At 54.7% G+C, this 26,601-nt stretch carries 26 protein-coding genes; 13 read left to right on the top strand and 13 right to left on the bottom strand.

Going from position 1 to position 26,601, the window contains the following annotated elements; all coding sequences use genetic code 11:
• Window positions 1-51 precede the first annotated feature (51 nt).
• Window positions 52-495 (bottom strand): winged helix-turn-helix transcriptional regulator, encoded by a 444-nt coding sequence (locus HED65_RS08845; RefSeq protein ID WP_114978276.1) that lies wholly within the window; start codon window positions 493-495, stop codon window positions 52-54.
• 151 nt (window positions 496-646) lie between these two features.
• Between HED65_RS08845 and agp the strand changes: the two genes are divergently transcribed.
• Window positions 647-1,888, top strand: coding sequence for a bifunctional glucose-1-phosphatase/inositol phosphatase (gene agp / locus HED65_RS08840; RefSeq protein WP_114978275.1), 1,242 nt, complete (start codon window positions 647-649; stop codon window positions 1,886-1,888).
• A 33-nt stretch (window positions 1,889-1,921) separates the two neighbouring features.
• On the opposite strand, the gene HED65_RS08835 is transcribed toward agp, so the two are convergent.
• Both HED65_RS08835 and wrbA read right to left on the bottom strand, forming a co-directional pair.
• Window positions 1,922-2,149: a YccJ family protein gene (locus HED65_RS08835; protein WP_028019124.1), complete on the bottom strand. Its 228-nt coding sequence runs from the start codon at window positions 2,147-2,149 to the stop codon at window positions 1,922-1,924.
• Window positions 2,150-2,167: 18 nt separating this feature from the next.
• Window positions 2,168-2,764, bottom strand: coding sequence for an NAD(P)H:quinone oxidoreductase (wrbA, locus tag HED65_RS08830; RefSeq protein ID WP_114978274.1), 597 nt, complete (start codon window positions 2,762-2,764; stop codon window positions 2,168-2,170).
• A gap of 391 nt (window positions 2,765-3,155) precedes the next feature.
• On the opposite strand from wrbA, the gene HED65_RS08825 reads away from it, so the two are divergent.
• The 4 genes from HED65_RS08825 (at window position 3,156) to HED65_RS08810 (ending at window position 5,218) form a co-directional block, all read left to right on the top strand.
• On the top strand, window positions 3,156-3,326 hold the full coding sequence (locus HED65_RS08825; protein WP_001273664.1) for a con-10 family general stress protein: 171 nt from the start codon (window positions 3,156-3,158) through the stop codon (window positions 3,324-3,326).
• Between the two features lie 116 nt (window positions 3,327-3,442).
• The gene (locus tag HED65_RS08820; RefSeq protein ID WP_114978273.1) at window positions 3,443-4,348 is read left to right on the top strand and encodes a DMT family transporter; all 906 of its coding nucleotides are present in this window, start codon (window positions 3,443-3,445) and stop codon (window positions 4,346-4,348) included.
• A gap of 72 nt (window positions 4,349-4,420) precedes the next feature.
• Window positions 4,421-4,690 carry a type II toxin-antitoxin system TacA family antitoxin gene (locus tag HED65_RS08815; RefSeq protein ID WP_028019121.1) on the top strand — a complete coding sequence of 90 codons (270 nt, stop codon included), beginning with the start codon at window positions 4,421-4,423 and terminating at the stop codon, window positions 4,688-4,690.
• Window positions 4,691-4,696: 6 nt separating this feature from the next.
• Window positions 4,697-5,218, top strand: coding sequence for a GNAT family N-acetyltransferase (locus tag HED65_RS08810; protein WP_114978272.1), 522 nt, complete (start codon window positions 4,697-4,699; stop codon window positions 5,216-5,218).
• A gap of 73 nt (window positions 5,219-5,291) precedes the next feature.
• Here HED65_RS08810 and rutG read toward each other — a convergent pair whose 3' ends face one another.
• The 7 genes from rutG to rutA are packed head-to-tail and all read right to left on the bottom strand — an operon-like array spanning window position 5,292 to window position 10,732.
• A complete protein-coding gene (gene rutG / locus HED65_RS08805) occupies window positions 5,292-6,620 on the bottom strand; it encodes a pyrimidine utilization transport protein G (RefSeq protein ID WP_114978271.1) in 1,329 nt (442 codons plus the stop codon).
• 21 nt (window positions 6,621-6,641) lie between these two features.
• The gene (gene rutF, locus HED65_RS08800) at window positions 6,642-7,136 is read right to left on the bottom strand and encodes an NADH-dependent FMN reductase RutF (RefSeq protein ID WP_114978270.1); all 495 of its coding nucleotides are present in this window, start codon (window positions 7,134-7,136) and stop codon (window positions 6,642-6,644) included.
• A gap of 9 nt (window positions 7,137-7,145) precedes the next feature.
• Window positions 7,146-7,736 (bottom strand): malonic semialdehyde reductase, encoded by a 591-nt coding sequence (locus HED65_RS08795; protein WP_114978269.1) that lies wholly within the window; start codon window positions 7,734-7,736, stop codon window positions 7,146-7,148.
• A 9-nt stretch (window positions 7,737-7,745) separates the two neighbouring features.
• Window positions 7,746-8,546 carry a pyrimidine utilization protein D gene (gene rutD / locus HED65_RS08790; RefSeq protein ID WP_114978268.1) on the bottom strand — a complete coding sequence of 267 codons (801 nt, stop codon included), beginning with the start codon at window positions 8,544-8,546 and terminating at the stop codon, window positions 7,746-7,748.
• Between the two features lie 7 nt (window positions 8,547-8,553).
• Window positions 8,554-8,940 (bottom strand): pyrimidine utilization protein C, encoded by a 387-nt coding sequence (rutC, locus tag HED65_RS08785; protein WP_114978267.1) that lies wholly within the window; start codon window positions 8,938-8,940, stop codon window positions 8,554-8,556.
• A gap of 11 nt (window positions 8,941-8,951) precedes the next feature.
• Entirely contained in the window at window positions 8,952-9,641 is a 690-nt protein-coding gene (gene rutB, locus HED65_RS08780; RefSeq protein ID WP_114978266.1) for a pyrimidine utilization protein B, read from the bottom strand.
• Window positions 9,641-10,732, bottom strand: coding sequence for a pyrimidine utilization protein A (gene rutA / locus HED65_RS08775; protein ID WP_114978265.1), 1,092 nt, complete (start codon window positions 10,730-10,732; stop codon window positions 9,641-9,643). Before rutA ends, rutB begins: the two co-directional genes overlap by 1 nt.
• A 243-nt stretch (window positions 10,733-10,975) precedes the next feature.
• On the opposite strand from rutA, the gene rutR reads away from it, so the two are divergent.
• On the top strand, window positions 10,976-11,614 hold the full coding sequence (gene rutR, locus HED65_RS08770; protein ID WP_114978264.1) for an HTH-type transcriptional regulator RutR: 639 nt from the start codon (window positions 10,976-10,978) through the stop codon (window positions 11,612-11,614).
• Here the strand turns inward: rutR and HED65_RS08765 are convergent.
• Both HED65_RS08765 and putA read right to left on the bottom strand, forming a co-directional pair.
• The gene (locus HED65_RS08765) at window positions 11,611-12,006 is read right to left on the bottom strand and encodes a lysozyme inhibitor LprI family protein (protein WP_114978263.1); all 396 of its coding nucleotides are present in this window, start codon (window positions 12,004-12,006) and stop codon (window positions 11,611-11,613) included. The genes rutR and HED65_RS08765 overlap by 4 nt on opposite strands.
• Window positions 12,007-12,057: 51 nt before the next feature.
• The gene (putA, locus tag HED65_RS08760) at window positions 12,058-16,020 is read right to left on the bottom strand and encodes a trifunctional transcriptional regulator/proline dehydrogenase/L-glutamate gamma-semialdehyde dehydrogenase (RefSeq protein ID WP_114978262.1); all 3,963 of its coding nucleotides are present in this window, start codon (window positions 16,018-16,020) and stop codon (window positions 12,058-12,060) included.
• Window positions 16,021-16,442: 422 nt separating this feature from the next.
• Between putA and putP the strand changes: the two genes are divergently transcribed.
• Complete coding sequence (putP, locus tag HED65_RS08755; protein WP_114978261.1) at window positions 16,443-17,951, top strand: sodium/proline symporter PutP; 1,509 nt, start codon at window positions 16,443-16,445, stop codon at window positions 17,949-17,951.
• A gap of 117 nt (window positions 17,952-18,068) precedes the next feature.
• Window positions 18,069-18,488 carry a DUF3574 domain-containing protein gene (locus HED65_RS08750; protein ID WP_114978260.1) on the top strand — a complete coding sequence of 140 codons (420 nt, stop codon included), beginning with the start codon at window positions 18,069-18,071 and terminating at the stop codon, window positions 18,486-18,488.
• A gap of 31 nt (window positions 18,489-18,519) precedes the next feature.
• On the opposite strand, the gene HED65_RS08745 is transcribed toward HED65_RS08750, so the two are convergent.
• The gene (locus HED65_RS08745) at window positions 18,520-19,704 is read right to left on the bottom strand and encodes a NupC/NupG family nucleoside CNT transporter (protein ID WP_114978259.1); all 1,185 of its coding nucleotides are present in this window, start codon (window positions 19,702-19,704) and stop codon (window positions 18,520-18,522) included.
• 251 nt (window positions 19,705-19,955) lie between these two features.
• On the opposite strand from HED65_RS08745, the gene efeU reads away from it, so the two are divergent.
• The 5 genes from efeU (at window position 19,956) to HED65_RS08720 (ending at window position 26,388) form a co-directional block, all read left to right on the top strand.
• Entirely contained in the window at window positions 19,956-20,789 is an 834-nt protein-coding gene (efeU, locus tag HED65_RS08740; protein ID WP_114978258.1) for an iron uptake transporter permease EfeU, read from the top strand.
• 42 nt (window positions 20,790-20,831) lie between these two features.
• Window positions 20,832-21,959: an iron uptake system protein EfeO gene (gene efeO / locus HED65_RS08735; protein WP_114978257.1), complete on the top strand. Its 1,128-nt coding sequence runs from the start codon at window positions 20,832-20,834 to the stop codon at window positions 21,957-21,959.
• Window positions 21,960-21,964: 5 nt separating this feature from the next.
• A complete protein-coding gene (efeB, locus tag HED65_RS08730; protein ID WP_114978256.1) occupies window positions 21,965-23,248 on the top strand; it encodes an iron uptake transporter deferrochelatase/peroxidase subunit in 1,284 nt (427 codons plus the stop codon).
• A 500-nt stretch (window positions 23,249-23,748) separates the two neighbouring features.
• Entirely contained in the window at window positions 23,749-24,540 is a 792-nt protein-coding gene (gene phoH / locus HED65_RS08725) for a phosphate starvation-inducible protein PhoH (protein WP_014831397.1), read from the top strand.
• Between the two features lie 342 nt (window positions 24,541-24,882).
• Complete coding sequence (locus HED65_RS08720; protein WP_114978254.1) at window positions 24,883-26,388, top strand: alanine/glycine:cation symporter family protein; 1,506 nt, start codon at window positions 24,883-24,885, stop codon at window positions 26,386-26,388.
• The last annotated feature ends 213 nt before the right edge of the window (window positions 26,389-26,601 follow it).

Raw genomic sequence — 26,601 nt, 5'->3', positions numbered from 1 at the left:
ATAATGCAACCATTTTACTGGCAATTTTTTGTTTTTGCCTGGCGAGGCGGGTCAGGAGGGGAGTTTGGGCACGATCTCTTCAGGTGTCAGTTCGCGGCCATCGTCGGCGATAAGTGCCAGTTTACGCAGAGGTTTACGCTGTTCGGTATCGACCAGCACGGTGCCGAATTCGTCTTCAGCAAACAAAAATTCATTGCCCCACTGCGACAGAGCAACCAGTACCGTCTGCAGGGCGCGCCCTTTATCGGTCAGGACATACTCCTGCCAGGCGCTGCCGTCGGATGCCGGCTGGAGTGTGAGGATACCTTCGTCGACCAGCAGTTTCAGACGCGTGGTCAGCATGTTTTTCGCAATACCGAGGCTTTTCTGGAACTCACCGAAGCGCGTGATACCCCGCAACGCATCGCGAACAATCAGCAATGACCACCAGTCGCCAATGATATCCAGCGAACGGGCTACAGGGCAGGTGCTCTCTTCAAGACGGGTACGTTTCACAGTCAATTCTCCGGCGGGGTATGGTTTTATTATAAAACTAATCTGTCTGCCGGGTAAGTCTGTTATTCATCAGTTTGAGAAATGCTTCCCGGAAAAGTGTCACGAATCTGTCACACTAAACGCGACATTTAAAACGAGTGAGGAATTAGGGATGAGAAAAGCACTACTCGCGCTGGCAATCGCCGGTTCCATTTCAGCGACATTTGGCGTGCAGGCGCAAGAGACGCCGGAAGGGTATCAGCTGGAGCAAGTTTTAATTATGAGTCGGCATAACCTGCGCGCGCCACTCGCCAATAACGGCAGCGTACTGGAACAATCGACGCCGAAGGAGTGGCCGGAATGGGAGGTGCCAGGCGGTCAGCTCACCACCAAAGGTGGCGTGCTTGAAGTCTACATGGGCCATTACATGCGGGAATGGCTGGCTGAGCAGGGGATGGTGAAGACGGGAGAATGTCCGCCAGCGGATAGCGTCTACGCCTATGCCAACAGCCTGCAACGTACCGTTGCCACCGCGCAGTTCTTCATCACGGGGGCGTTCCCTGGGTGCGATATCCCTGTGCATCACCAGGAAAAAATGGGCACCATGGATCCGACCTTTAATCCGGTGATTACCGATAACTCGCCGGAGTTCCGTGAAAAAGCGCTGAAGGCGATGGAAGCGGAACGGCAGAAGATGCAGCTCGGGGAAAGCTATAAGCTGCTGGAGCAGATGACCAATTACGCCGATTCGCCGTCCTGCAAAGAGAAGAAAATATGCTCGCTGGCAGACGCGAAAGATACCTTCAGCGCAGACTATGAAAAAGAGCCCGGCGTATCCGGACCGTTGAAAGTGGGTAACTCGCTGGTCGATGCGTTTACGTTGCAGTATTACGAAGGTTTCCCGGCCGATAAGGTGGCCTGGGGCGAAATTAAAACCGACCAGCAGTGGCGCGTGTTGTCGAAGCTGAAAAACGGTTATCAGGATTCGCTATTTACCTCTACCGAAGTGGCGCAAAACGTGGCGAAGCCTCTGGTGAAGTACATTGATAAAACGCTGGTCACCGAACAGGCAAAAGCGCCCAAAATCACCGTGCTGGTAGGGCATGATTCCAACATTGCTTCGCTGCTCACTGCGCTGGATTTCAAACCGTATCAGCTGCACGACCAGCAGGAACGTACCCCGATTGGCGGTAAGATTGTCTTCCAGCGCTGGCATGACAAAAATGCCAATCAGGAGCTGATGAAAATTGAGTATGTCTATCAGAGTTCGGAGCAACTGCGAAACGCCAGCGTGCTGTCGCTGCAATCCCCGGCGCAGCGCGTGACGCTGGAACTGAAGGGATGTCCGGTTGATGCCAACGGTTTCTGTCCGGTCGATAAATTCAATGCGGTAATCAACAACGCGGCGAAATAGAAGATACCCCCCGCACTGGCGGGGGGGATTGTTTCAGACGTTTTTACGTTCGATGGTTTGCTCGCCCCAGAAGAGCGCGTCTTTGTCCGTTTTTTCGAAGGCGCGCATTAGCACTTCATCGCTGCCTTCTTCCCAAATCTGCTCTGCCAGCTTCTCGTCATATTTTGCGACTTCAAAAATGGCTTCGGCAATCTCCGGCGAGGTATTGCGTAAACTTGCCCATTCACCCACGCGGTGGGCTTTTGATTCTTGAGTAGGCATACTTGTCCTCCTGTTGGGTTAGCCGTTCAGTTTTTTTGCGAGGCCTGCGACATATTCACCCTGATAGCGGGCGATAGTGAGCTCTTCATTGCTCGGCTGTCGGGAGCCATCGCCACCGGCAATGGTGGTTGCACCGTACGGTGTCCCGCCACGTACCTGAGAAACATCAAATAACTCCTGTGCGCCGTAGCCAATCGGCACGATCACCATTCCGTGATGAGCAAGGGTCGTCCAGGTTGAGGTGATTGTTTGTTCCTGGCCGCCACCGGTTCCGGTGGAGCTGAAAACGCTGGCAAGCTTGCCGTACAATGCGCCTGAGGCCCATAACCCGCCGGTTTGATCGAGGAAGGTGCGCATCTGGCCGGACATATTGCCAAAGCGGGTAGGTGTCCCGAAGATAATGGCATCGTAATCTGCCAGCTCCTGAGGTGTGGCGACCGGGGCATTCTGTGTTTTTCCCCCGGCTTTGGCGAAGGCTTCCGCATGCATGGTTTCCGGTACGCGTTTCACCACAACCTCAACGCCATCCACCCTGTTTGCACCTTCTGCTACCGCGTGAGCCATGGTTTCGATGTGTCCATACATGGAATAATAGAGCACCAGAACTTTTGCCATTTTGCATCACTCCTCGTTTGTTTTTTCTGGCAGCGGATCGCTGCGTTCATTTAAAGATATGTCATCACAGCCAGACTGCAAAAATGAACGGCATTTCTTTGATTTATAACAAAATGGGCAAGAAAACGCTTTGTAGCAAAATGAAACAACTTTTTGTCGGTCGATTTTTGAAACGATAAGAAAGGCTTATTAATGGCCGTTACGCAATCTCATACGAAAGACTGAGATCATGTTGCAGGATATTACCTGTGACTTGCCTGATCGCCTCACTCCACTAAGCTTAGTCTCACGTGACACAGATAAAGGTAATCACCTTGTGTCGCGAGGTGAAAGAATCCTCTTTTACTGAATGCAATATGATGTCTAATGTTTCACATCCTGGAGGTTAGAGATGGCAAACCATCGTGGTGGTTCAGGTAATTTCGCTGAAGACCGTGAAAGAGCATCAGAAGCAGGTCGTAAAGGTGGCCAGTCCAGCGGGGGTAACTTCAAAAATGACCCTCAGCGTGCATCAGAGGCTGGCAAAAAAGGGGGTAAAAACAGCCATGGCAGTAACAAGTAATACGCCGGGTTGAACCCCTGCCGCCGGGATTTCCCGGCGGTTTTTTATTTCTGCAACATTGAACTGTAACCAAAGGCAACGCACACTACAGAATTGATGTTAATTTCTGGTGCCGCATGTCTGTCTCACGCTTCAAATTCTCCGTTAAACCGCAGGAAGCCATCCTCATTCTTATCACCATGTTCTGGGGCGGGACCTTTCTGGCCGTCCAGTACGCGGTGACCCTCAGCGATCCATTCTTTTTTGTTGGTCTGCGCTTTGCGACGGCAGCGATTGCCGTGGGGCTGATATCGCTTAAAACGCTGCGTGGACTGACGCTTAAAGAGCTTAAGGCGGGCATCGCCATCGGGGTGGCAATTGCGATGGGCTACAGCCTGCAGACGTGGGGGTTACAGACGATATCCAGCAGTAAATCGGCGTTTATCACCGCCATGTATGTACCGCTCGTGCCGTTACTGCAGTGGCTGTGTCTTGGGCGATTACCGGGGCTGATGTCCTGTATTGGCATCGTACTGGCGTTTATTGGTCTGATTTTACTTGCCGGGCCGGAAAACAACCTGCTGGCACTGGGGCCGGGGGAGATCATCACCCTGGTGGGAGCCATTGCCATTGCGGCGGAAATTATTCTGATCAGCGCCTGGGCGGGCAAGGTTGACGTTAAGCGGGTGACGGTGGTACAGCTCGCTACGGCATCGCTGGTGGCGTTTGCGACGATGGTTCCGGCAGGGGAGTCTGTGCCACCGATGTCCACCGGGTTGATTGTGGTCGCGCTGGGGCTGGGCATTTTTAGCGCCATTATTCAGGTCACCATGAACTGGGCGCAGCGCAGCGTATCCCCGACGCGGGCGACGGTGATCTACACAGGAGAACCCGTCTGGGCCGGGATTTTCGGACGACTCGCTGGGGAACGTTTACCGCTGCTGGCGCTGGTTGGTGCGGCGTTCATCGTCGTTGGGGTGCTGGTGAGTGAGCTAAAGCTGAGGAAGCGCCAGAGAGAGGTGAGTGATTTGACCGTTGAATAAGGTTTTGATTGAAAAAATGCACAGATTTCTCCAGGATATGTACGGACAAATACCGTACATAGAAAGTAAATCATGCCAGCACTTAAAAAACAGCGTATCGATCTTCGCTTAACGGACGAAGACAAAACAATGATTGAAGAAGCGGCGGCGATGACGAATCAAACGATCACTCAGTTTATGGTGAACAGTGCTTCGGAACGTGCTGCAGAAGTCATCGATCAGCATCGACGTCTCGTATTAAACGAAGCATCGTGGAATGCCGTAATGGATGCCATCGACAATCCACCCGAGCCGAATGAACGCCTGAAGCGAGCCGCGAAGCGTCTTAAAAACATGGAGTGAAGCGTCGTGGAAAATCTCACGATCGAAATGTTTTCAGAGGGAACCGAATACGCTTTCGAAGATTTCGATTGTGGTGAGCCCTCGCTAAATGCCTTCCTGAGAGAGCATCTGGTGCGCCAGCACAATGGGCGCATTTTGCGCGGCTATCTGCTAAAAGATCGTGACCATCCACACGTGCTGGGCTACTACACGTTGTCTGGAAGTTGCTTTGAAAAAGTGATGCTCCCTTCTAAGACGCAGCAGCGCAGGATCCCCTATACCAACGTACCCAGTGTGACTTTGGGACGTTTAGCTGTTCATAAAACACTACAGGGAAATGAATGGGGGACAACACTCGTCACGCATGCTATGCGGGTTGTTTACCTGGCTTCACAGGCTGTGGGTGTGCATGGCCTTTTTGTTGATGCGCTTAATGAGCAGGCAAAAAGGTTCTATCTGAAGCAAGGTTTTATTCCGCTGCAAGGGGATAACAGCAATTCTCTGTTCTTCCCTACAAAATCTATCGAACGATTGTTTGAGCAAGAGTGATTACGCAACATCCTGTTGTTCTTACTGAACATGCAGGTCGGGTAAGGCGTAGCCATTACCCGACATACAGGTTTCACGACTCCTGATGCACGACCTCGCCCTGCGGTGCAGCCGCTTTCCGGCGGCTCAGCAGGGCGTTAAGCAGAATCGCGCCAAAGGTTGCCGTACCAATTCCGCCGATCGTAAACCCGCCCAGCGTCAGGGCAAAATCGCCCGCACCCAGTACCAGCGTGACCGCCACCATAATCAGGTTACTGTTCTGGCTGAGATCGACGCGATGCTGTACCCAGATACGCGCGCCGGCCACGGCAATCAACCCAAACACCACAATGGATGCCCCGCCAATAACCGGCGACGGAATGGTGTGGATCAAAGCCCCGAATTTCGGTGAGAAACCGAGCAGCATGGCCATCACCGCTGCCGCCACAAAGACCAGTGTCGAATAGACTTTAGTCACCGCCATCACGCCGATATTCTCAGCATAGGTGGTCACGCCACTGCCGCCCACCGAGCCGGAGAGCATAGTTGCCAGCCCGTCACCGACAAATGCGCGGCCCATATACGGGTCCATACTGCGCCCGGTCATCCCCGCCACTGCTTTCAGGTGGCCTAAGTTCTCTGCCACCAGGATCACCGCCACAGGCGCGATGAGCATCATCGCCTGGGTGTTAAAGGTGGGAGAGGTGATCTGCGGCATGCCAAACCAGGCAGCCTGATGAAGCAGGGTAAAATCGACCGGTTTGCCAAAACCAAAAACACTGGTCAGCAGGGCATAGACCAGACAGGCGACAATCAGCCCGACCAGAATCAGCAGCCGCTGGATCATACCCCGGGTGAACACTGCCACCAGACCGATACAGAGCACGGTGATCACCGCCATCCAGCTTTCAAACGGCGAGCCGGAAACACTTCTGACCGCAATTGGCGCGAGGTTCAGGCCAATCGCCATCACCACGGCCCCGGTCACGACGGGCGGCATCATTCGCTCGATCCAGCGTGTTCCGATCTTCATCACCACCAGACCGATCAGGGTGTAGACCAGACCGCAGGCGATGATGCCGCCGAGGGCCACGCTCAGGTTAGGGTTGATCCCCTGGCCGTTAAACCCGGTGGTGGCGATGACCACCCCCACAAAAGCGGCGCTGGAGCCCAGATAGCTGGGGACGCGCCCGCCGGTGACAAAAAAGAACAACAGCGTACCGATACCTGACATCAAAATTGAGAGATTGGGGTCAAGCCCCATTAGCATCGGCATCAGCACCGTGGCGCCAAACATCGCGACCGCGTGCTGGACGCCCATCACCAGGGTTTGCCCGAGAGGGAGCCTTTCATCCGGCGCGACCACGCCAGGTTCTGTGGAGGTCGATTTCAACTGCCAGTGGGGAAATCCGAACATTGCCATGAGCTGTCTCCTTAAGGAGGGTTAACAGGCGGGTCGCATAAGCGCGTGGTAGCCGCGGTCGAACCACACCAGCCCTTGCGGCGCGGGGTGGCGAATAATCGAAACAATGTCGCAAAACAGGATGTCGTGGGTACCCACGCTGACCACCTGGCTGATCCGGCAGTCAAACGAGGCCAGCGCCGATTCCAGACGCGGACAACCCGTATCGCCCGTCTGCCAGCGTGCGGCGGCAAAGCGTTCCTCCATGGGGGTTTTACCACCAAACAGGTTGGATAGCGGCTCTTGCCCGGCGCTCAGGGTATTCACGCAAAGCGTGCGGTTCTCGCGAAAGGTCGGCCAGACCGATGCGCCACGGTTCAGGCACACTAGCAGGGTGGGCGGTGAATCCGTGACGCTGCACACTGCGCTGGCAGTGAAGCCGGCCATCCCTGCCGGGCCGTCGGTAGTAATGATATTGACTGCTGCCCCGACGCAGGCCATGGCGTCACGAAAGGTTTGTTTATCCGGTACTGTCATCATCGCTCCTTACGCCAGCCCGCAGGCATCGTCGAAGTCCAGACGCGGCAGGCGTCCGTAAAGTTTGTTCGTATCACCGTAGCCAATGTTGATGAGCAGATTGCTTTTAAGCGTTGTGCCGGTGAAAAAGACCTCGTCGACCTTTTGTCGGTCAAAGCCGGACATCGGGCCGGTATCCAGTCCCAGGGCACGACAGGCAAAGATAAGGTATGCGGCCTGCATTGAACTGTTGCGAAAGGCGGTCTCTTCGGCAAGTGCCGGGCTTGAGGTAAACCAGCTTCTGGCATCGCCATGCGGGAAGAGTTCTGGCAGGCGTTCGTAGAATTCCCCGTCCCAGGCCACAATGGCCGTAACCGGGGCGGTAAGGGTTTTCTCCAGGTTGCCGCTGGAGAGGGCCGGGCGCAGCTTCTCTTTTCCCTCTGCACTTCGTACAAACACAATCCGCGCCGGAGAGCAGTTGGCAGAGGTGGGGCCCCATTTCATCAGGTTGTAGATCTCGCGCAGCGTCTCGTCGCTGACCGGAATGTCCTGCCAGCCGTTGTGAGTGCGCGCGGCAGTAAACAACGTCTCCAGCGCGGTGGGGTTAATGGCTTCGCTCATCAAAACTCCTTATAAAGCGGGTTCAGGGCTGTGCAGCAGGCTGGCAAGCCCGTTCAGCAGCAGGGTGTTAAAGATGTCAGGTTCGGTGACGTTGCAGGCATGTCCGCCCTGGCGCATCACCGCCTTGTGGCTGTGTGGGATCGCCACCTGCAGTTCCGTGGAGCACACCGAAGGCACCAGCATGTCGTCAACAGAACAGATGATGTGTACCGGGCAGCGAATACGTGCGGCGTGGCGGCTGAAGTCGGCCTTTTTCAGTGCGTCCAGCCTGCGCAACAGATTGGCTTTACCCTGAAAGTGGGCCAGCGCCAGGGCGTCTTCTGCCTCAAGACGCGGTGCGCGGGCGGCCATCCAGTCAGCCGGGTAGAGGAACAGCGGCTGTGCCTCAACCCACGCTTGCGCACCACCCGCATGCAGCAGACGCTCGCGGATCTGAAAGCAGCGGCGGGTATGGGCGTTAAGGGTCAGCCAGCCGTTGACGCACACCAGCGCAGTCAACGATTCTGGTTTATCGAGCGCCAGTTGCAGACCCACCAGCGCTCCCAGCGCATGGCCCACCACGCAGTAGCGCGTGATCCCGGCATCATTCAGTGCCTGCGCCAGCTCGTCAGCCATCTCAGCGAGGCTATAACCTTCCGGCAGGGTGGCGGGATTATTGCCCGTACCGCGCTGGTCATAGCACACCACCTGATACTCCTTCTCCAGTGTGGCCAACTGCGGCAGCCAGTAGCTGCCGCTGCCGCCGAGTCCGGCAATTAGCACCACCACGGGTGCCCCTTCGTAAGGGGGTGATGAGACAGAGAGTTTCATGGCGGCCTCACTTCGCAATGTGCGCAACGGACGCAATCTCAACGAGCGCCTCTGGCTTCACCAGTCCGCACTGAATGCAGAACCGGGCTGGTTTATCACCGGGGAAGAACTCCGCGTAGATTTCGTTAATCGCGGCGTAGTTTTTCCAGTCGGTGATAAAGATGCTGTTGAAGGTCACATCCTCCATGGTGCCACCCGCTGTTTCGATCACGTTTTTGATCGTCTCCAGCACGTGGCGCGTTTGCGCCTTTGGGTCGTTGATAAACACCACATTATTGTCTTTATCAAATGGCAGCGTGCCGGAGACATACACCACGCCATCGGCAAGCGTGCCGGGAACAAACGGGGCAATTGGCGTACTGGTGCCAGAGGGAATGATCACGGATTTCGGCATCATGTTTCTCCTCAGGCAATACGGGCGAGTGGGGGATTCAGGGCGTCGCAGAAATCAGCCACATTACTCACCCAGCCAAAAAAGGTTTCGATATTAAACAGAGCCGCTTTCTGGGCGAATTCCGGCCCGGCCTGATGCGTCGCGTCTTCCAGCACGACACCGAAATACTCAAGGAAAAAGCCGTCACGCAGCGTGGATTCCACACAGACGTTGGTGGCAATGCCGGTGAAGACCAGGTGGCGAATACCCCGGCTGCGCAGCAGGCTGTCGAGTGGGGTGTTGAAAAAGCCGCTGTAGCGTGGTTTGGGCAGCACGATATCGCCTGGCTCAGGAACCAGTTCATCCACCAGCTGGTAATCCCATCCGCCTTTTGCCAGCAGCTTGCCCTGTAACTCGGGTCGTTTGCGCATGGTTTTCAGGGCGTTCGATTTGTGGAAGTTGGGCGAGCCAGGCCCTCCAGCCTCCACGTATTGATCGTCCCAGCCGTTCTGGAACCAGATAATGAGCATCCCAGCGGCGCGGGCGGCAGCAACGGCGGTTTTAATGTTCTCAATCACCGGTTTGGTGGCGGAGACGTCGAACCCCGCCAGATCCAGATATCCGCCCTGGCTGGCGTAAGCGTTTTGCATATCCACCACAATCAGGGCGCTTTGCTGTGCATCAAACGTGATGGTTTCCGGACGTGCAGCAAGTGTCGTCATTACGCGACCTCCTTTGTGATAGCGGGAATATGGGCGCGGCACTGCATCAGCGGCTGGATGCGCTCGCCGAAGGTTTCAACGCCGGTGAGGAAATCATCGAAGGTGAGCAGGACGCCTTCAGCGCCTGGCACTGCGGCCACTTCATCCAGCATTCTGGCGACGCTGGCATACGAGCCGACCAGCGTGCCCATATTGATATTGACAGCGGAAGTCGGGTCGGCCATCTGGCGCACGTTGGTATCTGAGCCGGATCGGGTATCTTTCTGGCTCTGTTCGGTGAGCCAGCTCAGCGCTTCTTCATCGGCCCCGGCTTTATACCGTTCCCATTTGGCGCGTGCGGCGTCGTCGGTTTCGTCGGCAATCACCATGAACAGCACGTAGGAACCTACGTCGCGCCCGGTTTTGTCGGCGGCCTCTTTCATCCGCGCGGCGGTCGGGGCGAAGGCGGCAGGCGTGTTTACGCCTTTCCCGAAGCAGAAGTTGAAGTCAGCGTATTTAGCAGAGAATTCCATCCCCGCGTCGCTCTGCCCGGCGCAGATCACTTTCATTGGCACAGAAGGCTGCGGGCTGACGCGGCAGTCATTCATGGTGAAGAAGTCACCTTTGAAATCGCTTTTACCGGTGCCCCACAGATCGCGCAGGACCTGCACGTATTCGGTGAGGTAGTCGTAGCGACGTGAGAAGTAATCGTCACCCGGCCAGAGTCCCATCTGTTCATACTCCGGTTTTTGCCAGCCGGTCACCAGATTGACGCCAAAGCGCCCGCCGGAGATGGAGTCGATGGTGGAGGCCATCCGTGCAACAATCGCCGGGGGCAGGGTGAGGGTGGCGGCAGTAGCGTAGATCTGAATACGCGAGGTCACAGCAGCCAGTCCGGCCATCAGGGTGAAGGATTCCAGGTTGTGATCCCAGAATTCGGTTTTGCCGCCAAAGCCGCGCAGTTTGATCATCGAAAGCGCAAAATCGAAATGGTAGTGCTCCGCTTTCTGCACGATGGCTTTATTCAGCTCAAAGGTCGGCATGTATTGCGGTGCGGTGGTCGAGATAAGCCAGCCGTTGTTGCCGATGGGTACAAATACGCCAATTTTCATCACGAACCTCTCTTCACTACATTGCAGGTGATTACGGTTTTGCAAAGGGAGTGCCAGTTTTTAAAATGACTTTGTTATTAATGTGTTAACTGATGGTTGGTGATTTGGTGATGTAAAATGTGGACTAAATGGTCAAAAACATTGCACAGAAAACAGGCACTCATGCGCGATCGGAGTGCAGAATGTCGTGGCGAGACAGGGGTTTTGCTATGCTGAGGGCAATGCAGAATAAGGAGAGCAGGAATGACACAAGGCGCAGTGAAAACACCCGGTAAACGTTCGCAGGCCGTGAGCGCCAAGAAGCAGGCCATCCTCAGCGCGGCGCTGGAGACTTTTTCACAGTTTGGTATTCACGGTACGCGCCTGGAGCAGGTGGCGGAGCAGTCCGGAGTGTCCAAAACCAATCTGCTCTACTACTACCCGTCGAAAGAGGCGCTCTATGTGGCGGTGATGCAGCAGATCCTTGATATCTGGCTGGCACCCCTCAAAGCATTCCGTCAAGAGCTGGCACCGCTGGTGGCGATCAAAGAGTACATTCGCCTGAAGCTGGAGGTGTCGCGTGATTACCCGCAGGCATCAAGGCTGTTCTGTCTGGAGATGCTGCAGGGCGCGCCGCTGTTGCAGGCGGAATTGACAGGGGATTTAAAGCAGTTGGTTGATGATAAATCAGCCATTATTGCCGGATGGGTAGCCAGCGGGAAACTGGCACCGGTCGACCCGCATCATCTGATCTTTATGATTTGGGCCTCCACTCAGCATTATGCTGACTTTGCGGCCCAGGTTAAGGCGGTGACCGGAAAAACGCTCCAGGATGAGGCGTTTTTCCAGAGCACGCTGGAAAACGTACAGCAGATGATCATTGAAGGGATCCGCGTGCGTTAGTTCCCCGGCGGGAGAGGGCAGCTTAAGTCGCCCTCTTCACACTGCATCAGCGAGGCCAGAAACGCTTCGCGCTCAACGGTTTTTTCCGCCAGACACTGATTAATGATCATTGGCTGAACGCTGCCACCTTCGGTTCCTGACCCCATAAATGCGCAGTCCGCATCACGCAGGGTGATCCACGCCTGTTGTGCTTTTTTTAGTAGCTCCCGCTGGGGGGGGGCCGCGCGCTTGATGGCGGCCTGATACGTCTGGTTGAGCTTTTTATCGGCAGCCTGATACTGCTGCGCGCTACAGGTGTTCAGTTCAAGCTGGGTAGTCGCTTTGCCGCACTCGTCGGCCAATGCGCTGGCGCTCAGCAGCAGTGCTGCACCTGCAATAAGAATTCGTTTCATACACTCCCCAATAAAATAAGGCTCCGTCTCCGGAGCCTTATTAGCACAGCGTTAGCCGATTGTCATCAGGCTGGCGTTACCCCCTGCGGCGGCGGTGTTGACGCTGAGTGATCGCTCCACGTACAGACGCTCCAGCAACAGGTTGGTTTCACCGCGGGCGAAGCCCTGCACCGAAACAATCGCCCCGCTGCGGGCCGCGACCTGTTCGCACAGTTCGCGCAGCTGGTCAGAATCACCGTGGTAGATAACGGCGTCAAACGGCTGTGCCAGCAATGCATCCGCTTTCGCGAAGTGAATGCGGGACGAGACTGCTTTCGGCAGCTGTTTAGCCAGGTCGCGATGCAGCGCATCTTCCGGCCACAGCACTTCACAACCGGTCGCAGCAGCAGCAGCCAGTTGCACCAGCGCATCCTGCTCGTTATCCGCCACACACAGTACACGCTCACGCGGCATTAGCGTCCAGGTGTTGCGCTCGCCGGTTGGGCCCGGCAGCAGACGCTGCGTACCCGCCTGCGCCAGCTCGCCATATTGCTGAGCCAGCGCGCGCAGTTCAGGACGTTTTTCCGCCCACGTGATAAGCGCTTCCAGCGGCTGCGTCAGCACGGTTTTCAGCTGTGCATCCACTGGATAGTCCGCGTCCTGACGAGCCAGGGTGACACCCAGCGCGTTCTCCGGACGGTTCGCCAGCAGACGGTACAGATAGAGCGGACCACCCGCTTTCGGACCCGTACCGGACAAGCCTTCGCCGCCGAACGGTTGCACACCCACAACGGCACCCACCATGTTACGGTTCACGTACAGGTTGCCTACTTTGGCGCTGCCGGTGACCTGGGCGATGGTTTCGTCAATACGGGTATGCACACCCAGCGTCAGGCCATAGCCGGAAGCGTTGATCTGCTCAATCAGCGCGTTCAGGTTGTTACGGTTGTAACGCACCACGTGGAGTACCGGACCGAAGACCTCTTTTTTCAGTTCGTCGAAGCTCGCCAGTTCAATCAGCGTTGGTGGCACAAAGGTACCGGTCTGCCACTCACGGGCATCTTCACTGGTTTCACGTACGGCCTGGAACACCGGACGGCCTTTGGCACGCATGGTCTGAATGTGGTTTTCGATGTTGGCTTTGGCTTCCGCGTCGATCACCGGCCCGATATCGGTGGTGAGACGACCCGGATTGCCCATACGGCATTCGGACATTGCGCCGCGCAGCATCTTCAGCGTGTGGTCGGCCACGTCATCCTGCAGACACAGCACGCGCAGGGCAGAGCAGCGCTGGCCGGCGCTGTCGAAAGCGGAAGCCAGAACGTCAACCACCACCTGCTCGGTGAGCGCGGAGGAGTCAACGATCATGGCGTTCATGCCACCGGTTTCCGCGATGAGCGGCGTCGGACGACCTTGCGCATCAAGACGGGTGGCGATGTTGCGTTGCAGCAGGGAGGCCACTTCGGTCGAGCCGGTGAACATCACGCCACGCACGCGGTTATCAGCGGTGAGCTTCGCACCAACGGTTTCCCCCCGGCCAGGCAGCAGTTGCACCACGCCTGCCGGAACACCGGCTTCCAGAAGGATGTTAATGCCCTGGGCGGCAATCAGCGGGGTCTGTTCCGCCGGTTTCGCCAGCACGCTGTTGCCCGCCGCAAGCGCAGCGGCAATCTGGCCGGTGAAGATCGCCAGCGGGAAGTTCCACGGACTGATACAGACGACCGGGCCAAGCGGACGGTGGGTTTCGTTATCGAAATCATCACGCACCTGGCCGGCATAGTAATGCAGGAAGTCGACGGCCTCGCGCACTTCGGCGATGGCGTTGCTGAAGGTTTTACCCGCTTCGCGCACCAGAATGCCGATGAGCTGTTGCATCTGATCTTCCATCAGCACCGCAGCGCGTTCCAGAATGGCGGCACGTTCCTCAGGAGGGGTGGCGAACCAGATAGGGGCGTTATTCACCGCGCTGTCCAGCGCCTGATCCACTTCCGCGTCAGTCGCTTCACGCACGTAGCCGACGATATCTTTTGGCTCCGCCGGGTTAATCACTGGCTGCATTTCACCGTCAGCGACAGGTTGTTCCAGCATTGGTTTGGCATGCCATTTCTGCAGCGCGCTGTTGAGCAGGGCAGAGGAGAGGGACGCCAGACGGTGTTCGTTGGCGAGATCCAGACCCGCTGAGTTCACGCGGCCTTTGCCATACAACTCGCGCGGCAGGGCAATTTTCGGATGTGGCAGACCAATCTGCCCTTCCTGCGCCGCCATCTTCTCAACGGCCTGCACCGGATCGGCAACCAGCTCATCAAGCGGCAGCGTGGTATCGGCAATGCGGTTAACGAAGGAGGTGTTCGCACCGTTTTCCAGCAGACGGCGCACCAGGTACGCCAGCAGGGTTTCGTGGGTACCCACCGGGGCATAGATACGGCATGGGCGGTTCAGCTTGCCGTCCGCCACTTTACCGGTGACCTGCTCATACAGCGGTTCACCCATGCCGTGCAGGCACTGGAATTCATACTGGCCCGGGTAGTAGTTCTGTCCGGCCAGGCTGTAGATCGCTGCCAGCGTATGGGCGTTATGGGTAGCAAACTGCGGATAAATCAGGTTCGGTACGCCGAGCAGTTTTTTTGCGCAGGCGAGGTAAGAGACGTCGGTGTATACCTTGCGGGTATAGACCGGATAGCCTTCCAGACCGTCCATCTGGGCGCGTTTGATTTCGCTATCCCAGTAGGCGCCTTTCACCAGGCGGATCATCAGGCGGCGACGGCTGCGGCTTGCCAGGTCAATCAGATAATCAATGACGAACGGACAGCGCTTCTGGTACGCCTGAATAACGAAACCAATCCCGTTCCAGCCTGCCAGCTCTGGCTCGAAGCACAGTTTTTCCAGCAGATCGAGGGAGATCTCCAGACGGTCGGCCTCTTCGGCATCGATGTTGATACCAATATCATACTGGCGCGCCAGCAGGGTCAGGGATTTCAGACGTGGGTAAAGTTCTTCCATCACCCGGTCGTACTGCGCACGGCTGTAGCGCGGGTGCAGTGCGGACAGTTTAATCGAGATGCCCGGGCCTTCATAAATACCGCGACCGTTAGACGCTTTACCAATGGCGTGGATCGCCTGCTGGTAAGAGACCATATAGGCTTGCGCGTCGGCGGCGGTCAGCGCCGCTTCACCCAACATGTCATACGAGTAGCGGAAACCTTTATCTTCCAGCTTGCGGGCGTTTGCCAGCGCTTCGGCAATGGTTTCACCCGTGACAAACTGCTCGCCCATCAGACGCATCGCCATATCCACGCCTTTGCGGATCAGCGGTTCGCCGCTCTTGCCGATGATGCGGTTTAAAGAACGGGAGAGGTTGGCTTCGTTATGGGTCGAGACCAGCTTGCCGGTAAACAGCAGACCCCAGGTAGCGGCGTTAACGAACAGCGACGGGCTGCGGCCAATGTGTGACTGCCAGTTACCGTTGCTGATCTTGTCGCGGATCAGCGCGTCACGGGTGGCTTTATCCGGAATACGCAGCAGTGCTTCTGCCAGACACATCAGTGCCACGCCTTCCTGTGACGAGAGGGAGAACTCCTGCAGCAGGCCCTGAACCATCCCGGCGCGGCCAGTGGCGGTTTTCTGGTTACGCAGCTTGTCGGCTAATTGATAGGCCAGGCTGTGCGCCTGGGCGGCAATCGCTTCTGGCAGGCGAGCCTGCTCCAGCAGCATCGGCACGGCATCGGTTTCGGCACGACGCCAGGCGCCAGTGATGGCGGCACGGCTGACGGATTGCGGCAGGATCTGCTCGGCGAATTCGAGGAAGGGTTGATGGCTTTCATCGCCTGCGGTCAGCGCTTCCTCGCTTTCATTCGCCGCGCCAGCCAGCAGGGCAGGCAGCTCTGGCAGACCGTCTTCACTCTCCAGTCTTTCCAGATAGTTAAAAATTGCCTGCTTGATTAGCCAGTGCGGTGTGCGGTCAATGCGGGTGGCTGCGGACTTAATCCGTTCGCGCGTTGCGTCATCCAGCTTAACCCCCATGGTGGTCATACCCATGCCAAAGCTCCTGTTGTTCTTTAATAGTGTTCTGTCGTTAGCGTGAAATATCCACCATGTTGCAACTTTGTGCAACCGTGTTAAATGTGACCTGGTTTGCAACCCGGAAAATGAATGGATTGTTAATGAATGGTTAGCTGGAAAAAAGAGCTGGCTTCTGTATCCAAAGCCTGTTTTTATGCGGTGCTTAACATTTTTAAAAGGTGCAACCCGTATAAGTGTGAGCGAGTGCAACCTATAGGAAAGTTGTATCAAACCAGGGATGAATTTGATGTAAATGCAGTGTTAAATCGTTTGTCAGCGGGGTGCGCATACGGCAGGATAGCGCGCCCAACAGAAACACAAGATACATTCACCACGTTCCGGTGATCATATAACAAGGCAACCCGGACGGTTGTCGCTCGACTTTTTGGAGAATTTGAATGGCTATTAGCACACCGATGCTGGTGACATTTCTCGTTTATATTTTTGGCATGATCCTGATAGGGTTTTTGGCATGGCGTTCAACAAAGAACTTTGACGACTACATTCTGGGCGGGCGCAGTTTAGGCCCGATGGTTACCGCGTTGTCTGCGGGGGCATCGGACATGAGCGGCTGGCTGCTGATGGGGTTACCAGGCGCGATTTTCATTTCCGGTATTTCAGAAAGCTGGATTGCCATCGGCCTGACTGTCGGGGCATGGATCAACTGGAAACTGGTGGCAGGCCGTCTGCGCGTGCATACCGAGGCCAATAATAACGCCCTGACGCTGCCGGATTACTTCACCGGACGCTTTGAAGATAACAGCCGCATTCTGCGCATTATCTCTGCCGTGGTTATCCTGCTGTTCTTCACCATCTACTGTGCCTCCGGCATTGTGGCGGGCGCGCGACTGTTCGAAAGCACCTTCGGTATGAGCTATGAAACCGCGCTGTGGGCGGGTGCTGCGGCGACCATCCTGTATACCTTCGTGGGTGGTTTCCTGGCCGTAAGCTGGACCGACACCGTGCAGGCGAGCCTGATGATCTTCGCCCTGATCCTGACCCCGGTGATTGTGATTTTCACCGTCGGCGGTCTTGGTGATTCGCTGGAAGTGATTAAGCAGAAGAGCATCGAAAACGTCGACATGCTGAAAGGGCTGAACTTCGTTGCCATCGTGTCGCTGATGGGCTGGGGTCTGGGTTACTTTGGTCAGCCGCATATTCTGGCGCGCTTTATGGCTGCGGATTCTCACCACACCATCGTGCATGCACGTCGCATCAGTATGACGTGGATGATCCTGTGTCTGGCGGGGGCGTGTGCGGTAGGCTTCTTTGGTATCGCGTACTTCAACAATAACCCGGCACAGGCGGGCGCGGTGAACCAGAACGCCGAACGTGTGTTCATTGAACTGGCGCAGATTCTGTTTAACCCGTGGATTGCCGGTATTCTGCTCTCTGCGATTCTGGCGGCAGTGATGTCTACTCTGAGCTGCCAGCTGCTGGTCTGCTCCAGTGCAATCACCGAAGATCTGTACAAAGCTTTCCTGCGCAAAGGTGCAAGCCAGAAAGAGCTGGTGTGGGTAGGGCGCTTTATGGTTCTGCTGGTGGCGCTGGTGGCCATCGCACTGGCGGCCAACCCGGAAAACCGCGTATTGGGCCTGGTGAGCTACGCGTGGGCGGGCTTTGGTGCGGCATTTGGTCCGGTAGTGCTCTTCTCCGTGTTGTGGTCACGCATGACCCGTAACGGCGCGCTGGCGGGGATGATTATCGGTGCGGTTACCGTGATCGTCTGGAAACAGTTCGCGTGGCTGGGCCTGTATGAAATCATTCCGGGCTTCATTTTCGGTAGCATTGGTATTGTGGTCTTCAGCCTGCTGGGTAAAGCGCCGTCAGCATCCATGCAGAAACGCTTTGCTGAAGCAGATGCGCATTACCACTCTGCACCGCCGACTAAGCTGCAGCCGGAATAATTTTTTCCCCTGAACACTGAAAGCCGGGCAAGCGTTAGCGCTGCCCGGCTTTTTTCTTGCCAAAATCCGTAATTTCCTGTGATATCCATGTGCTTATAACAATGAGGATAGCGAAGCATGACAATCAAAACAGGGGTAATGGCTGCGGCATTTTTGATGCTGGCTGGCTGCACTGCGCCATCGCAACACGCGGCGGTAGAGACCTGCAAAGCGGATAACCAGATGCAGCAAACCACGCTCTATTTCGGCCTGAACCGTCCGGCCGGGGCGCAGATCACAAATAACGAGTGGCAGCAGTTTGTTGATCAGGACGTCACACCGCGTTTTCGTGATGGTCTGACGGTATTTGATGCGCGTGGACAGTGGTTGGGTAACGACGGGAAGGTAGCGCGTGAACCGAGTAAAGCGCTGATGCTGATCCACGGTAAAGATGCGCAGAGTGAAAAGAACATCGAAGCGTTACGCGGGATTTATAAGTCCCGCTTCGCGCAGGAGTCGGTGATGCGTGTCGACCAGCCAGTTTGCGTGCAGTTCTGATAAAAACGGCGGGATATCCCCCCGTTCTGACTTACAACACTAAACCCGCAAAACTCGCTGACAGCAGGCTCACCAGCGTCGCGCCATAAACCAGACGCAAACCAAACCGCGATACCACGTTCCCCTGCTGCTCGTTCAGGCCTTTAATCGCCCCGGCCACAATGCCGATGGATGCAAAGTTCGCGAACGACACAAGGAAAACAGACAAAATTCCCAACCCACGAGGTGACATCGAATGAGCGATTTTTTGCAGCTCAATCATCGCTACAAATTCATTCGCCACCAGTTTGGTCGCCATAATACTGCCCGCATTTAAGGCATCGCTCAGAGGAATGCCCACCAGCCATGCCAGGGGATAAAATACATAACCCAGGATTTGCTGGAAGCTCATGCCAAACAGGCTGGAGAAGAGGGCGTTAACGGCGCTAATAAGGGCAATAAAGCCAATCAGCATCGCCAGAATAATCATCGCCACTTTAAAACCAGCCAGAATATACTCGCCGAGCATTTCGAAGAAGCTCTGGGATTCATGCAGTTTTTCAAGTTTGATATCCGGCTCCGCTTCCGGGCGCGCCGGGTTGATAACGGAGAGAATAATAAAGGTGCTGAACATGTTCAGAATCAGCGCCGCCACCACAAATTTGGCATCGAGCATGGTCATATAGGCGCCAACAATCGACAGAGAGACCGTCGACATAGCTGTAGCCGCCATCGTGAAGAGACGACGTGAGGAGAGATCGCCCAGCACGCCTTTGTAGGCAATGAAGTTTTCAGACTGGCCGAGGATCAATGAACTCACCGCATTAAAGGATTCCAGTTTGCCCATACCATTCAGTTTTGACAGCAGCGTGCCGATCACCCGAATAAATATCGGCAGAATTCGCCAGTGTTGCAGAATACCGATCAGCGCGGAAATAAAAATAATCGGACAAAGTACACCGAGGAAAATGAACGCCAGTCCTTTTTCACCCATCCCACCAAAGACAAAATTGGTGCCTTCGGCAGCAAATTTCAGCAGTGATTCAAAGAACCCTGAGACGTATTTAATCAGGAATAACCCGCTTTCGGCGTGCAGGAAAAAGAACGCCAGAGCAATCTCAATGACAATCAGCTGTAAAACAAAACGAATGCGAATTTTTCGGCGGTCGAAACTCACCAGCCAGGCCAGCGCAAGAATAATCACCAGCGCGAGCAGGAAATGGACAATCTTAAACATAATTAATTTTCACCAGGTGTTTGAGGCAGATATTTAGCCACAGCCCTGGTTAACCGTAAATGGGCATTTTGGTTATAACTTATAAACTTAACGATAACGACAGCAACTATTACCAGACTTTGCGTTTACAACTCGTCATCAAAACAACACACATTTCGCTTGTTTTTCTTCCCGTCGTAATGATAATCACTATCACAAGAATTTACCTTTCTTTGCATCAGTTGACCGCGATAAACATTTAAGGTGTCGGCATGTTTGTTCCATTTCTCATTATGTTACGTGAAGGGCTCGAAGCTGCCCTCATTGTCAGTCTCATCGCCAGTTATCTGAAGCGAACCCAGCGCGGACGCTGGATTGGCGTCATGTGGGTGGGGGTGTTCCTTGCCGCGGCGCTGTGTCTGGGCCTGGGTATCCTGATCAATGAAACCACCGGTGAATTCCCGCAGAAAGAACAGGAACTGTTTGAAGGCATCGTTGCGGTGATCGCGGTGGTGATCCTCACCTGGATGGTGTTCTGGATGCGTAAAGTCTCCCGTAACGTAAAGGTGCAACTGGAGCAGGCGGTGGATAACGCCCTGCAAAAGAGCAATAACCACGGCTGGGCACTGATCATGATGGTCTTTTTCGCCGTCGCGCGTGAAGGCCTGGAGTCAGTTTTCTTCCTGCTGGCGGCATTTCAGCAGGATGTCGGCATCTGGCCGCCGTTAGGTGCGATGCTGGGTCTTGCTACGGCTGTGGTGCTGGGTTTCCTGCTTTACTGGGGCGGCATTCGCCTTAACCTGGGGGCCTTCTTCAAGTGGACGAGTCTGTTTATTTTGTTGGTGGCTGCTGGGCTGGCGGCAGGGGCGATTCGCGCCTTCCATGAAGCGGGCCTGTGGAACCATTTCCAGGATGTGGCGTTCGACCTCAGCAACGTTCTTTCCACCCATTCACTGACCGGCACCCTGCTCGAAGGCATCTTCGGCTATCAGGAAACGCCGAGCGTCAGCGAAGTGGCGATGTACTTTATCTATCTCATTCCGGCGCTGGCGCTGTTCTTTATGCCATCGCGCCCCAGCGCTCAGCCGTCGCGTACTGCGCCCTGATGTGCTTACTGTAGTTACAACATACTTTTAAAGGGAAGGGTCATGGCAATTCAATTTCGTCGTAGTGCGTTACAGGTTGGTGTGGCAGCGCTTGTTGCTTCTGCCTTTGCCGCTCAGGCTGCTGATATTCCACAGGTCAAGGTGACGGTGAATGATAAGCAATGCGAGCCGATGACCATTACGGTCAACAGCGGCAAGACACAATTTATTATTCAGAACCACAGCCAGAAAGCGCTGGAGTGGGAAATTCTCAAAGGTGTGATGGTTGTGGAAGAGCGCGAAAATATCGCGCCTGGCTTTAGCCAGAAAATGACGGCTAACCTGCAGCCGGGTGAATATGACATGACCTGCGGTCTGCTGACCAACCCGAAGGGTAAGCTCATTGTTAAAGGGAATGCCACGGCGGATGCCGCGAAAGGTACGGCCCTGCTGAGCCTGGGCGATGCCATCACCGCTTATAAAGCGTATGTCTCCAAAGAGACGGCTGACCTGGTCGCGGGTACCAAAGCCTTTACCGATGCGGTGAAAGCAGGTGATATCGAAAAAGCGAAATCCCTGTATGCGCCGACTCGTCAGCACTACGAGCGTATTGAGCCGATTGCTGAGTTGTTCTCTGACCTTGATGGCAGCATTGATGCCCGCGAAGACGATTTCGAGCAAAAAGCGGCTGATCCGAAATTCACCGGCTTCCACCGTCTGGAGAAAGCCCTGTTTGGTGAGAACTCCACGAAAGGGATGGAGAAATACGCTGAGCAGCTGAACGGTGACGTGCTGGAGCTGCAAAAGCGCATCAGCGAGCTGGCTTTCCCGCCTTCAAAAGTGGTGGGCGGTGCCGCAGCGCTGATTGAAGAAGTAGCCGCCAGCAAAATCAGCGGTGAAGAAGATCGCTACAGCCATACCGACCTGTGGGATTTCCAGGCCAACGTCGATGGTTCACAAAAAATTGTCGATCTGCTGCGTCCTCAGTTGCAGAAAGAGAACAGCGAACTGCTGGCTAAAGTGGATGCTAACTTCAAAAAAGTCGACACCATTCTGGCGAAGTACCGTACTAAAGATGGGTTTGAAACCTACGATAAACTGACTGATGCCGACCGTAATGCGCTGAAAGGCCCGATTACCGCCCTGGCGGAAGATCTCTCTCTGTTACGTGGCGTACTGGGTCTGGACTAAGCACGATGAATAAGCATAACGAGAACGACGTGGCAGAACCTTCACGTCGTCGGTTGTTGAAAGGCGTGGGGGCGCTGGGGGGCGCTTTGGCTCTGGCCGGAGGGTGCCCGGTGGCGCATGCAGCAAAGGCGCAAAGTGCACCTGGCACGCTGTCCCCTAATGCTCGCATGGAGACGCAGCCGTTTTACGGTGAACATCAGTCGGGCATTCTGACACCGCAGCAGGCGTCGATGATGCTGGTGGCGTTTGACTCACTGGCGAGTGATAAAGCTGATCTGGAGCGTCTGTTCCGTCTGCTGACGACACGTATCGCGTTTCTCACCGCAGGCGGGCCGGCACCGGAAACGCCAAATCCGCGTCTTCCGCCAATGGATTCCGGTATCCTGGGGCCATTTATCGCCCCGGATAACCTGACGATGACCGTTTCGCTCGGTGAATCGCTGTTTGATGCGCGCTACGGACTGGCAAAACAGAAGCCAAAAGCGCTGCAGAAAATGACGCGTTTCCCGAATGACTCGCTGGATGCGGCTCTCTGTCACGGTGACCTGCTTCTGCAGATTTGCGCCAATACCCAGGACACGGTGATCCACGCCCTGCGGGACATCATCAAGCACACGCCGGATCTGTTGAGCGTGCGCTGGAAGCGGGAAGGGTTTATCTCAGATCATGCTGCCCGCAGCAAAGGGAAAGAGACGCCGGTTAACCTGCTGGGCTTTAAGGACGGTACGGCCAACCCGGACAGCCACGATGGTGCGCTGATGAAGGAGGTGGTGTGGGTTACTTCCGATCAGGGCGAACCAGCATGGGCAGTCGGGGGAAGTTATCAGGCCGTGCGGATTATTCAGTTCCACGTGGAGTTTTGGGATCGCACACCACTCAAAGAGCAGCAGACGATTTTTGGTCGTGATAAGCAGAGTGGGGCGCCGCTCGGCATGAAGAACGAACATGATGTGCCCGACTACGCCAGCGATCCCAATGGCGATGTGATTGCGCTGGACAGCCATATTCGTCTGGCCAATCCGCGCACCAAAGAGACGCAATCCAGCCTGATGATGCGCCGTGGCTACAGTTACTCTCTGGGCGTAACCAACTCCGGTCAACTCGATATGGGCTTGCTGTTTGTCTGTTATCAGCATGATCTGGAGAAAGGGTTCCTGACCGTACAGAAGCGGTTAAACGGCGAAGCGCTGGAAGAGTACATTAAACCTATCGGCGGCGGCTATTTCTTCGCCCTGCCAGGTGTACGCGATCAACACGCGTATCTCGCTCAAGGGCTGATTGAAGCCTGATCACTGTCCCTGCGCCACGTCGCAGGGACATTATTTTTTCATATGACGATTCTGTTGTTATATTTCTGTAATATTTCTGTATGAGACTGATTTCAACTGTAGGGACAGTCTTAAAGGTTGCAATCAGGTAAAATAAATGTTGCATTTATGCTAACACCTGATGTAATTAAGATAAGACAGCGGTAGTTCCCGGCAGTGATGCTGAATCACTATGGAGATCGCGAATGGTTGCGTCCTGTACTGGACAAGGTAAACACAACAACCGCAGCACCCGGCGCGGAGGCTCAGACTCCGGCAGCGATTTCCTCACCACTAAATTCTCCCCCCTTCCTCAAGAATCTGATTCGACCGACGTGCAGAACGGTGCGCGTAGCTGTTCCGTATCGTCATCCGATAAAGCAAGCAATGGCTTACAAGGAAGCCAACCCTCTGATGTTCGTGCGCATAATCGTGCTGAAACTGGCGCGTGTGATGAATACCAACAACTCAAGGTGCTATCCATGGGAAGACAAAAAGCAGTGATCAAAGCTCGTCGCGAAGCAAAACGTGTGCTGAGACGGGATTCACGTAGCCATAAACAGCGTGAAGAAGAATCGGTCACCTCGCTTGTGCAGATGAGTGGCGTAGAAGCAATTGGCATGGCGCGGGACAGCCGTGATAATTCTCCAATTGTGGCGCGCAATGAGGCTCAGGCGCACTACCTGAATGCTATCGAGAGTAAACAGCTCATCTTTGCAACCGGTGAAGCCGGATGCGGGAAAACCTGGATCAGTGCGGCCAAAGCGGCGGAAGCGCTGATCCATAAGGACGTGGAGAGGATTATTGTTACCCGTCCGGTACTGCAAGCTGATGAAGATCTCGGCTTCTTGCCCGGAGACATTTCGGAGAAGTTTGCCCCATACTTCAGGCCCGTCTACGACGTGCTGGTGAAACGACTGGGGGCTTCCTTTATGCAGTACTGCCTGCGGCCAGAGATTGGCAAGGTGGAAATCGCGCCGTTCGCCTATATGCGCGGACGTACATTTGAAAATGCGGTCGTCATTCTTGACGAGGCTCAGAACGTGACCGCTGCGCAAATGAAGATGTTTTTGACGCGCCTCGGGGAGAACGTGACGGTTATCGTCAACGGCGATATTACCCAGTGTGACCTGCCATCCGGCGTGAAATCCGGACTGAGCGACGCTATGTCACGTTTTGAGGAAGATGAGATGATTGGGGTGGTCCGCTTCACCAAAGATGACTGCGTGCGGTCGGCGCTGTGTCAGCGCACGCTGCAAGTCTATTCCGACTAAAGGTAAAACATCACCGTTTTACCTCTCTTCTGCAATCCCTTCCCGGCGTAATGCCGGGAAGTTTCGTTTATTCCTTAGCAATACTCTCGCTTGGTTTTTATCACTCTCACCGAAATGTGATGTCTATTTGTGATATCCACAAAATACCTATGAATATCATGATCTCGCTAACTTTTTGCTCAATTTTAAACGTGAATGCTGTCACATAATGTTACTAAGATGTAAAAATTAAGTTGGTGTCTTGTGAGCGATTATCTATGTTTCGTACTGATTCAAACAACATTCTAAAAAGAAAATCCCCTGGGGAACCGTTTCCCTGGAACATCACGTTGAGGGTCGTACATGAACGAACTGGTTGGTGCAATTAACGGTGTTATCTGGAGCCCGGCGTTAATATTCTTATGTCTGGGTGTCGGTCTCTATTTCTCATTGCGTAGTCGTTTTTTACAATTACGTCATATAAAACATATGATTACTTTGATGTTCCAGGGGCGTCCTACTGATGCAGGCGTATCGTCTTTCCAGGCTTTGACGATGACACTGGCAGGGCGTGTAGGGACCGGGAACATTGCTGGTGTAGCCACCGCAATCACCTTTGGCGGACCAGGCGCACTTTTCTGGATGTGGATCGTGGCTTTTTTGGGGGCCAGTTCTGCTTTTGTCGAATCGACATTAGGCCAGGTTTATAAAGAAAAAATTAACGGTGAATACCGTGGCGGTCCTGCCTTTTATATTGAAAAAGGATTAGGGGTAAAATGGTATGCATGGTTATTTGCAGTAGTCACGATTTTCTCCTGCGGCTTATTACTGCCGGGAGTGCAGGCAAACTCGATTGGTGCCAGTCTGGATATTGCTTTTGGGCTTGATACAAATGTCACGGCGGCATTACTTGCTGTACTGTTAAGTTTTATTATTTTCGGTGGCGTGAAAAGGATCGCCAGTTTTAGCAGTATGGTCGTTCCTTTTATGGCGCTTGGTTATATTATTGTGGCTTGCGTGATTATCGCCATTAATATTACCCAGCTCCCTGCTGTTATTCTGTTGATTTGGAAAAGTGCTTTTGGTCTTGAAGCAGGCTTTGGCGCCATTCTGGGTCAGGCTATCATGTGGGGGGTTAAGCGCGGAGTCTATTCCAACGAGGCGGCGCAAGGTACCGGGCCGCATGCATCATCTGCGGCGGCAGTGAGCCATCCGGTGAAACAGGGGCTGGTTCAGGCATTCTCGGTCTATATCGACACGCTGTTTGTCTGCTCCGCGACCGGTTTTATGCTGTTGATCACCGGTCTGTATAATGTTCAGGGCGTTGATGGCGCAGCCCTCTACACCGGTATTTCAGGTGTGGCGGCAGGGCCTGGCTATGTGCAGACGGCGATGGAAAGTATGATGCCAGGCTTTGGTAATTACTTTGTTGCTATTGCGCTGTTCTTCTTCGCCTTCACCACGATTATTGCCTACTACTATATTGCTGAAACCAATATCGCCTACATCAACCGTAAAATTCACCGTCCGTGGCTGACCTTCTTGCTCAAACTATGTCTGATGGCTTCCACGGTGTATGGCACAGTCCGCACGGCGGATCTGGCATGGGGGCTGGGGGATATTGGAGTAGGGCTGATGGCATGGCTCAACATTATTGCCATCGTGCTGTTGCATAAAAAAGCGTTTGCCAGTCTTAAGGATTATGAAATTCAGAATGCGCAAGGTCTTGATCCGCAATTTGATCCGATTCGCCTGGGGATTAAAAATGCCGATTACTGGCTGGAAGAGCGTAACAATGAACCGGTTGCGAATCCGGGTCAGACGTCTTCTCTCGTGAGTGAGCAGAGCGCAGGGAAACTGAACAGTTAATCGTGGTAGCCCGTATTGCTATACGGGCTCTTTGTGCTCGCCCTGCGGGCAGCCTGTTCGCTGCGCTCTCAGTCTGTCCAACTGGCTGTCGCCAGTTGTCGAACCCCGGTCGGGGATTCTCATCCCCCCGCAGAGTGCAACATGCGAAAAAAAAGCCCGTACTTTCGTACGAGCTCTTCTTTAAATATGGCGGTGAGGGGGGGATTCGAACCC

Source organism: Pantoea sp. LS15 (genome assembly GCF_012241585.1).
Taxonomy (GTDB): domain Bacteria; phylum Pseudomonadota; class Gammaproteobacteria; order Enterobacterales; family Enterobacteriaceae; genus Enterobacter.
The sequence above is the reverse complement of the archived record's forward strand: the minus strand, read 5'-3'. Positions and strand labels throughout refer to the sequence as shown.

What these genes read in the sequence shown, in the direction of transcription:
- HED65_RS08820 (WP_114978273.1), top strand. Translation starts at nt 3,443, where the DNA reads ATGTCTGTCTCACGCTTCAAATTCTCCGTTAAACCGCAGGAAGCCATC.
- rutF (WP_114978270.1), bottom strand. Translation starts at nt 7,136, where the DNA reads ATGACAGTACCGGATAAACAAACCTTTCGTGACGCCATGGCCTGCGTC.
- rutC (WP_114978267.1), bottom strand. Translation starts at nt 8,940, where the DNA reads ATGCCGAAATCCGTGATCATTCCCTCTGGCACCAGTACGCCAATTGCC.
- HED65_RS08765 (WP_114978263.1), bottom strand. Translation starts at nt 12,006, where the DNA reads ATGAAACGAATTCTTATTGCAGGTGCAGCACTGCTGCTGAGCGCCAGC.
- HED65_RS08750 (WP_114978260.1), top strand. Translation starts at nt 18,069, where the DNA reads ATGACAATCAAAACAGGGGTAATGGCTGCGGCATTTTTGATGCTGGCT.
- HED65_RS08795 (WP_114978269.1), bottom strand. Translation starts at nt 7,736, where the DNA reads ATGAGCGAAGCCATTAACCCCACCGCGCTGGAGACGTTGTTTACTGCC.
- HED65_RS08815 (WP_028019121.1), top strand. Translation starts at nt 4,421, where the DNA reads ATGCCAGCACTTAAAAAACAGCGTATCGATCTTCGCTTAACGGACGAA.
- HED65_RS08835 (WP_028019124.1), bottom strand. Translation starts at nt 2,149, where the DNA reads ATGCCTACTCAAGAATCAAAAGCCCACCGCGTGGGTGAATGGGCAAGT.
- wrbA (WP_114978274.1), bottom strand. Translation starts at nt 2,764, where the DNA reads ATGGCAAAAGTTCTGGTGCTCTATTATTCCATGTATGGACACATCGAA.
- efeO (WP_114978257.1), top strand. Translation starts at nt 20,832, where the DNA reads ATGGCAATTCAATTTCGTCGTAGTGCGTTACAGGTTGGTGTGGCAGCG.
- rutB (WP_114978266.1), bottom strand. Translation starts at nt 9,641, where the DNA reads ATGACGACACTTGCTGCACGTCCGGAAACCATCACGTTTGATGCACAG.
- rutR (WP_114978264.1), top strand. Translation starts at nt 10,976, where the DNA reads ATGACACAAGGCGCAGTGAAAACACCCGGTAAACGTTCGCAGGCCGTG.
- agp (WP_114978275.1), top strand. Translation starts at nt 647, where the DNA reads ATGAGAAAAGCACTACTCGCGCTGGCAATCGCCGGTTCCATTTCAGCG.
- putP (WP_114978261.1), top strand. Translation starts at nt 16,443, where the DNA reads ATGGCTATTAGCACACCGATGCTGGTGACATTTCTCGTTTATATTTTT.
- phoH (WP_014831397.1), top strand. Translation starts at nt 23,749, where the DNA reads ATGGGAAGACAAAAAGCAGTGATCAAAGCTCGTCGCGAAGCAAAACGT.
- HED65_RS08745 (WP_114978259.1), bottom strand. Translation starts at nt 19,704, where the DNA reads ATGTTTAAGATTGTCCATTTCCTGCTCGCGCTGGTGATTATTCTTGCG.
- rutG (WP_114978271.1), bottom strand. Translation starts at nt 6,620, where the DNA reads ATGGCAATGTTCGGATTTCCCCACTGGCAGTTGAAATCGACCTCCACA.
- rutA (WP_114978265.1), bottom strand. Translation starts at nt 10,732, where the DNA reads ATGAAAATTGGCGTATTTGTACCCATCGGCAACAACGGCTGGCTTATC.
- HED65_RS08720 (WP_114978254.1), top strand. Translation starts at nt 24,883, where the DNA reads ATGAACGAACTGGTTGGTGCAATTAACGGTGTTATCTGGAGCCCGGCG.
- efeB (WP_114978256.1), top strand. Translation starts at nt 21,965, where the DNA reads ATGAATAAGCATAACGAGAACGACGTGGCAGAACCTTCACGTCGTCGG.
- HED65_RS08825 (WP_001273664.1), top strand. Translation starts at nt 3,156, where the DNA reads ATGGCAAACCATCGTGGTGGTTCAGGTAATTTCGCTGAAGACCGTGAA.
- putA (WP_114978262.1), bottom strand. Translation starts at nt 16,020, where the DNA reads ATGGGTATGACCACCATGGGGGTTAAGCTGGATGACGCAACGCGCGAA.
- rutD (WP_114978268.1), bottom strand. Translation starts at nt 8,546, where the DNA reads ATGAAACTCTCTGTCTCATCACCCCCTTACGAAGGGGCACCCGTGGTG.
- efeU (WP_114978258.1), top strand. Translation starts at nt 19,956, where the DNA reads ATGTTTGTTCCATTTCTCATTATGTTACGTGAAGGGCTCGAAGCTGCC.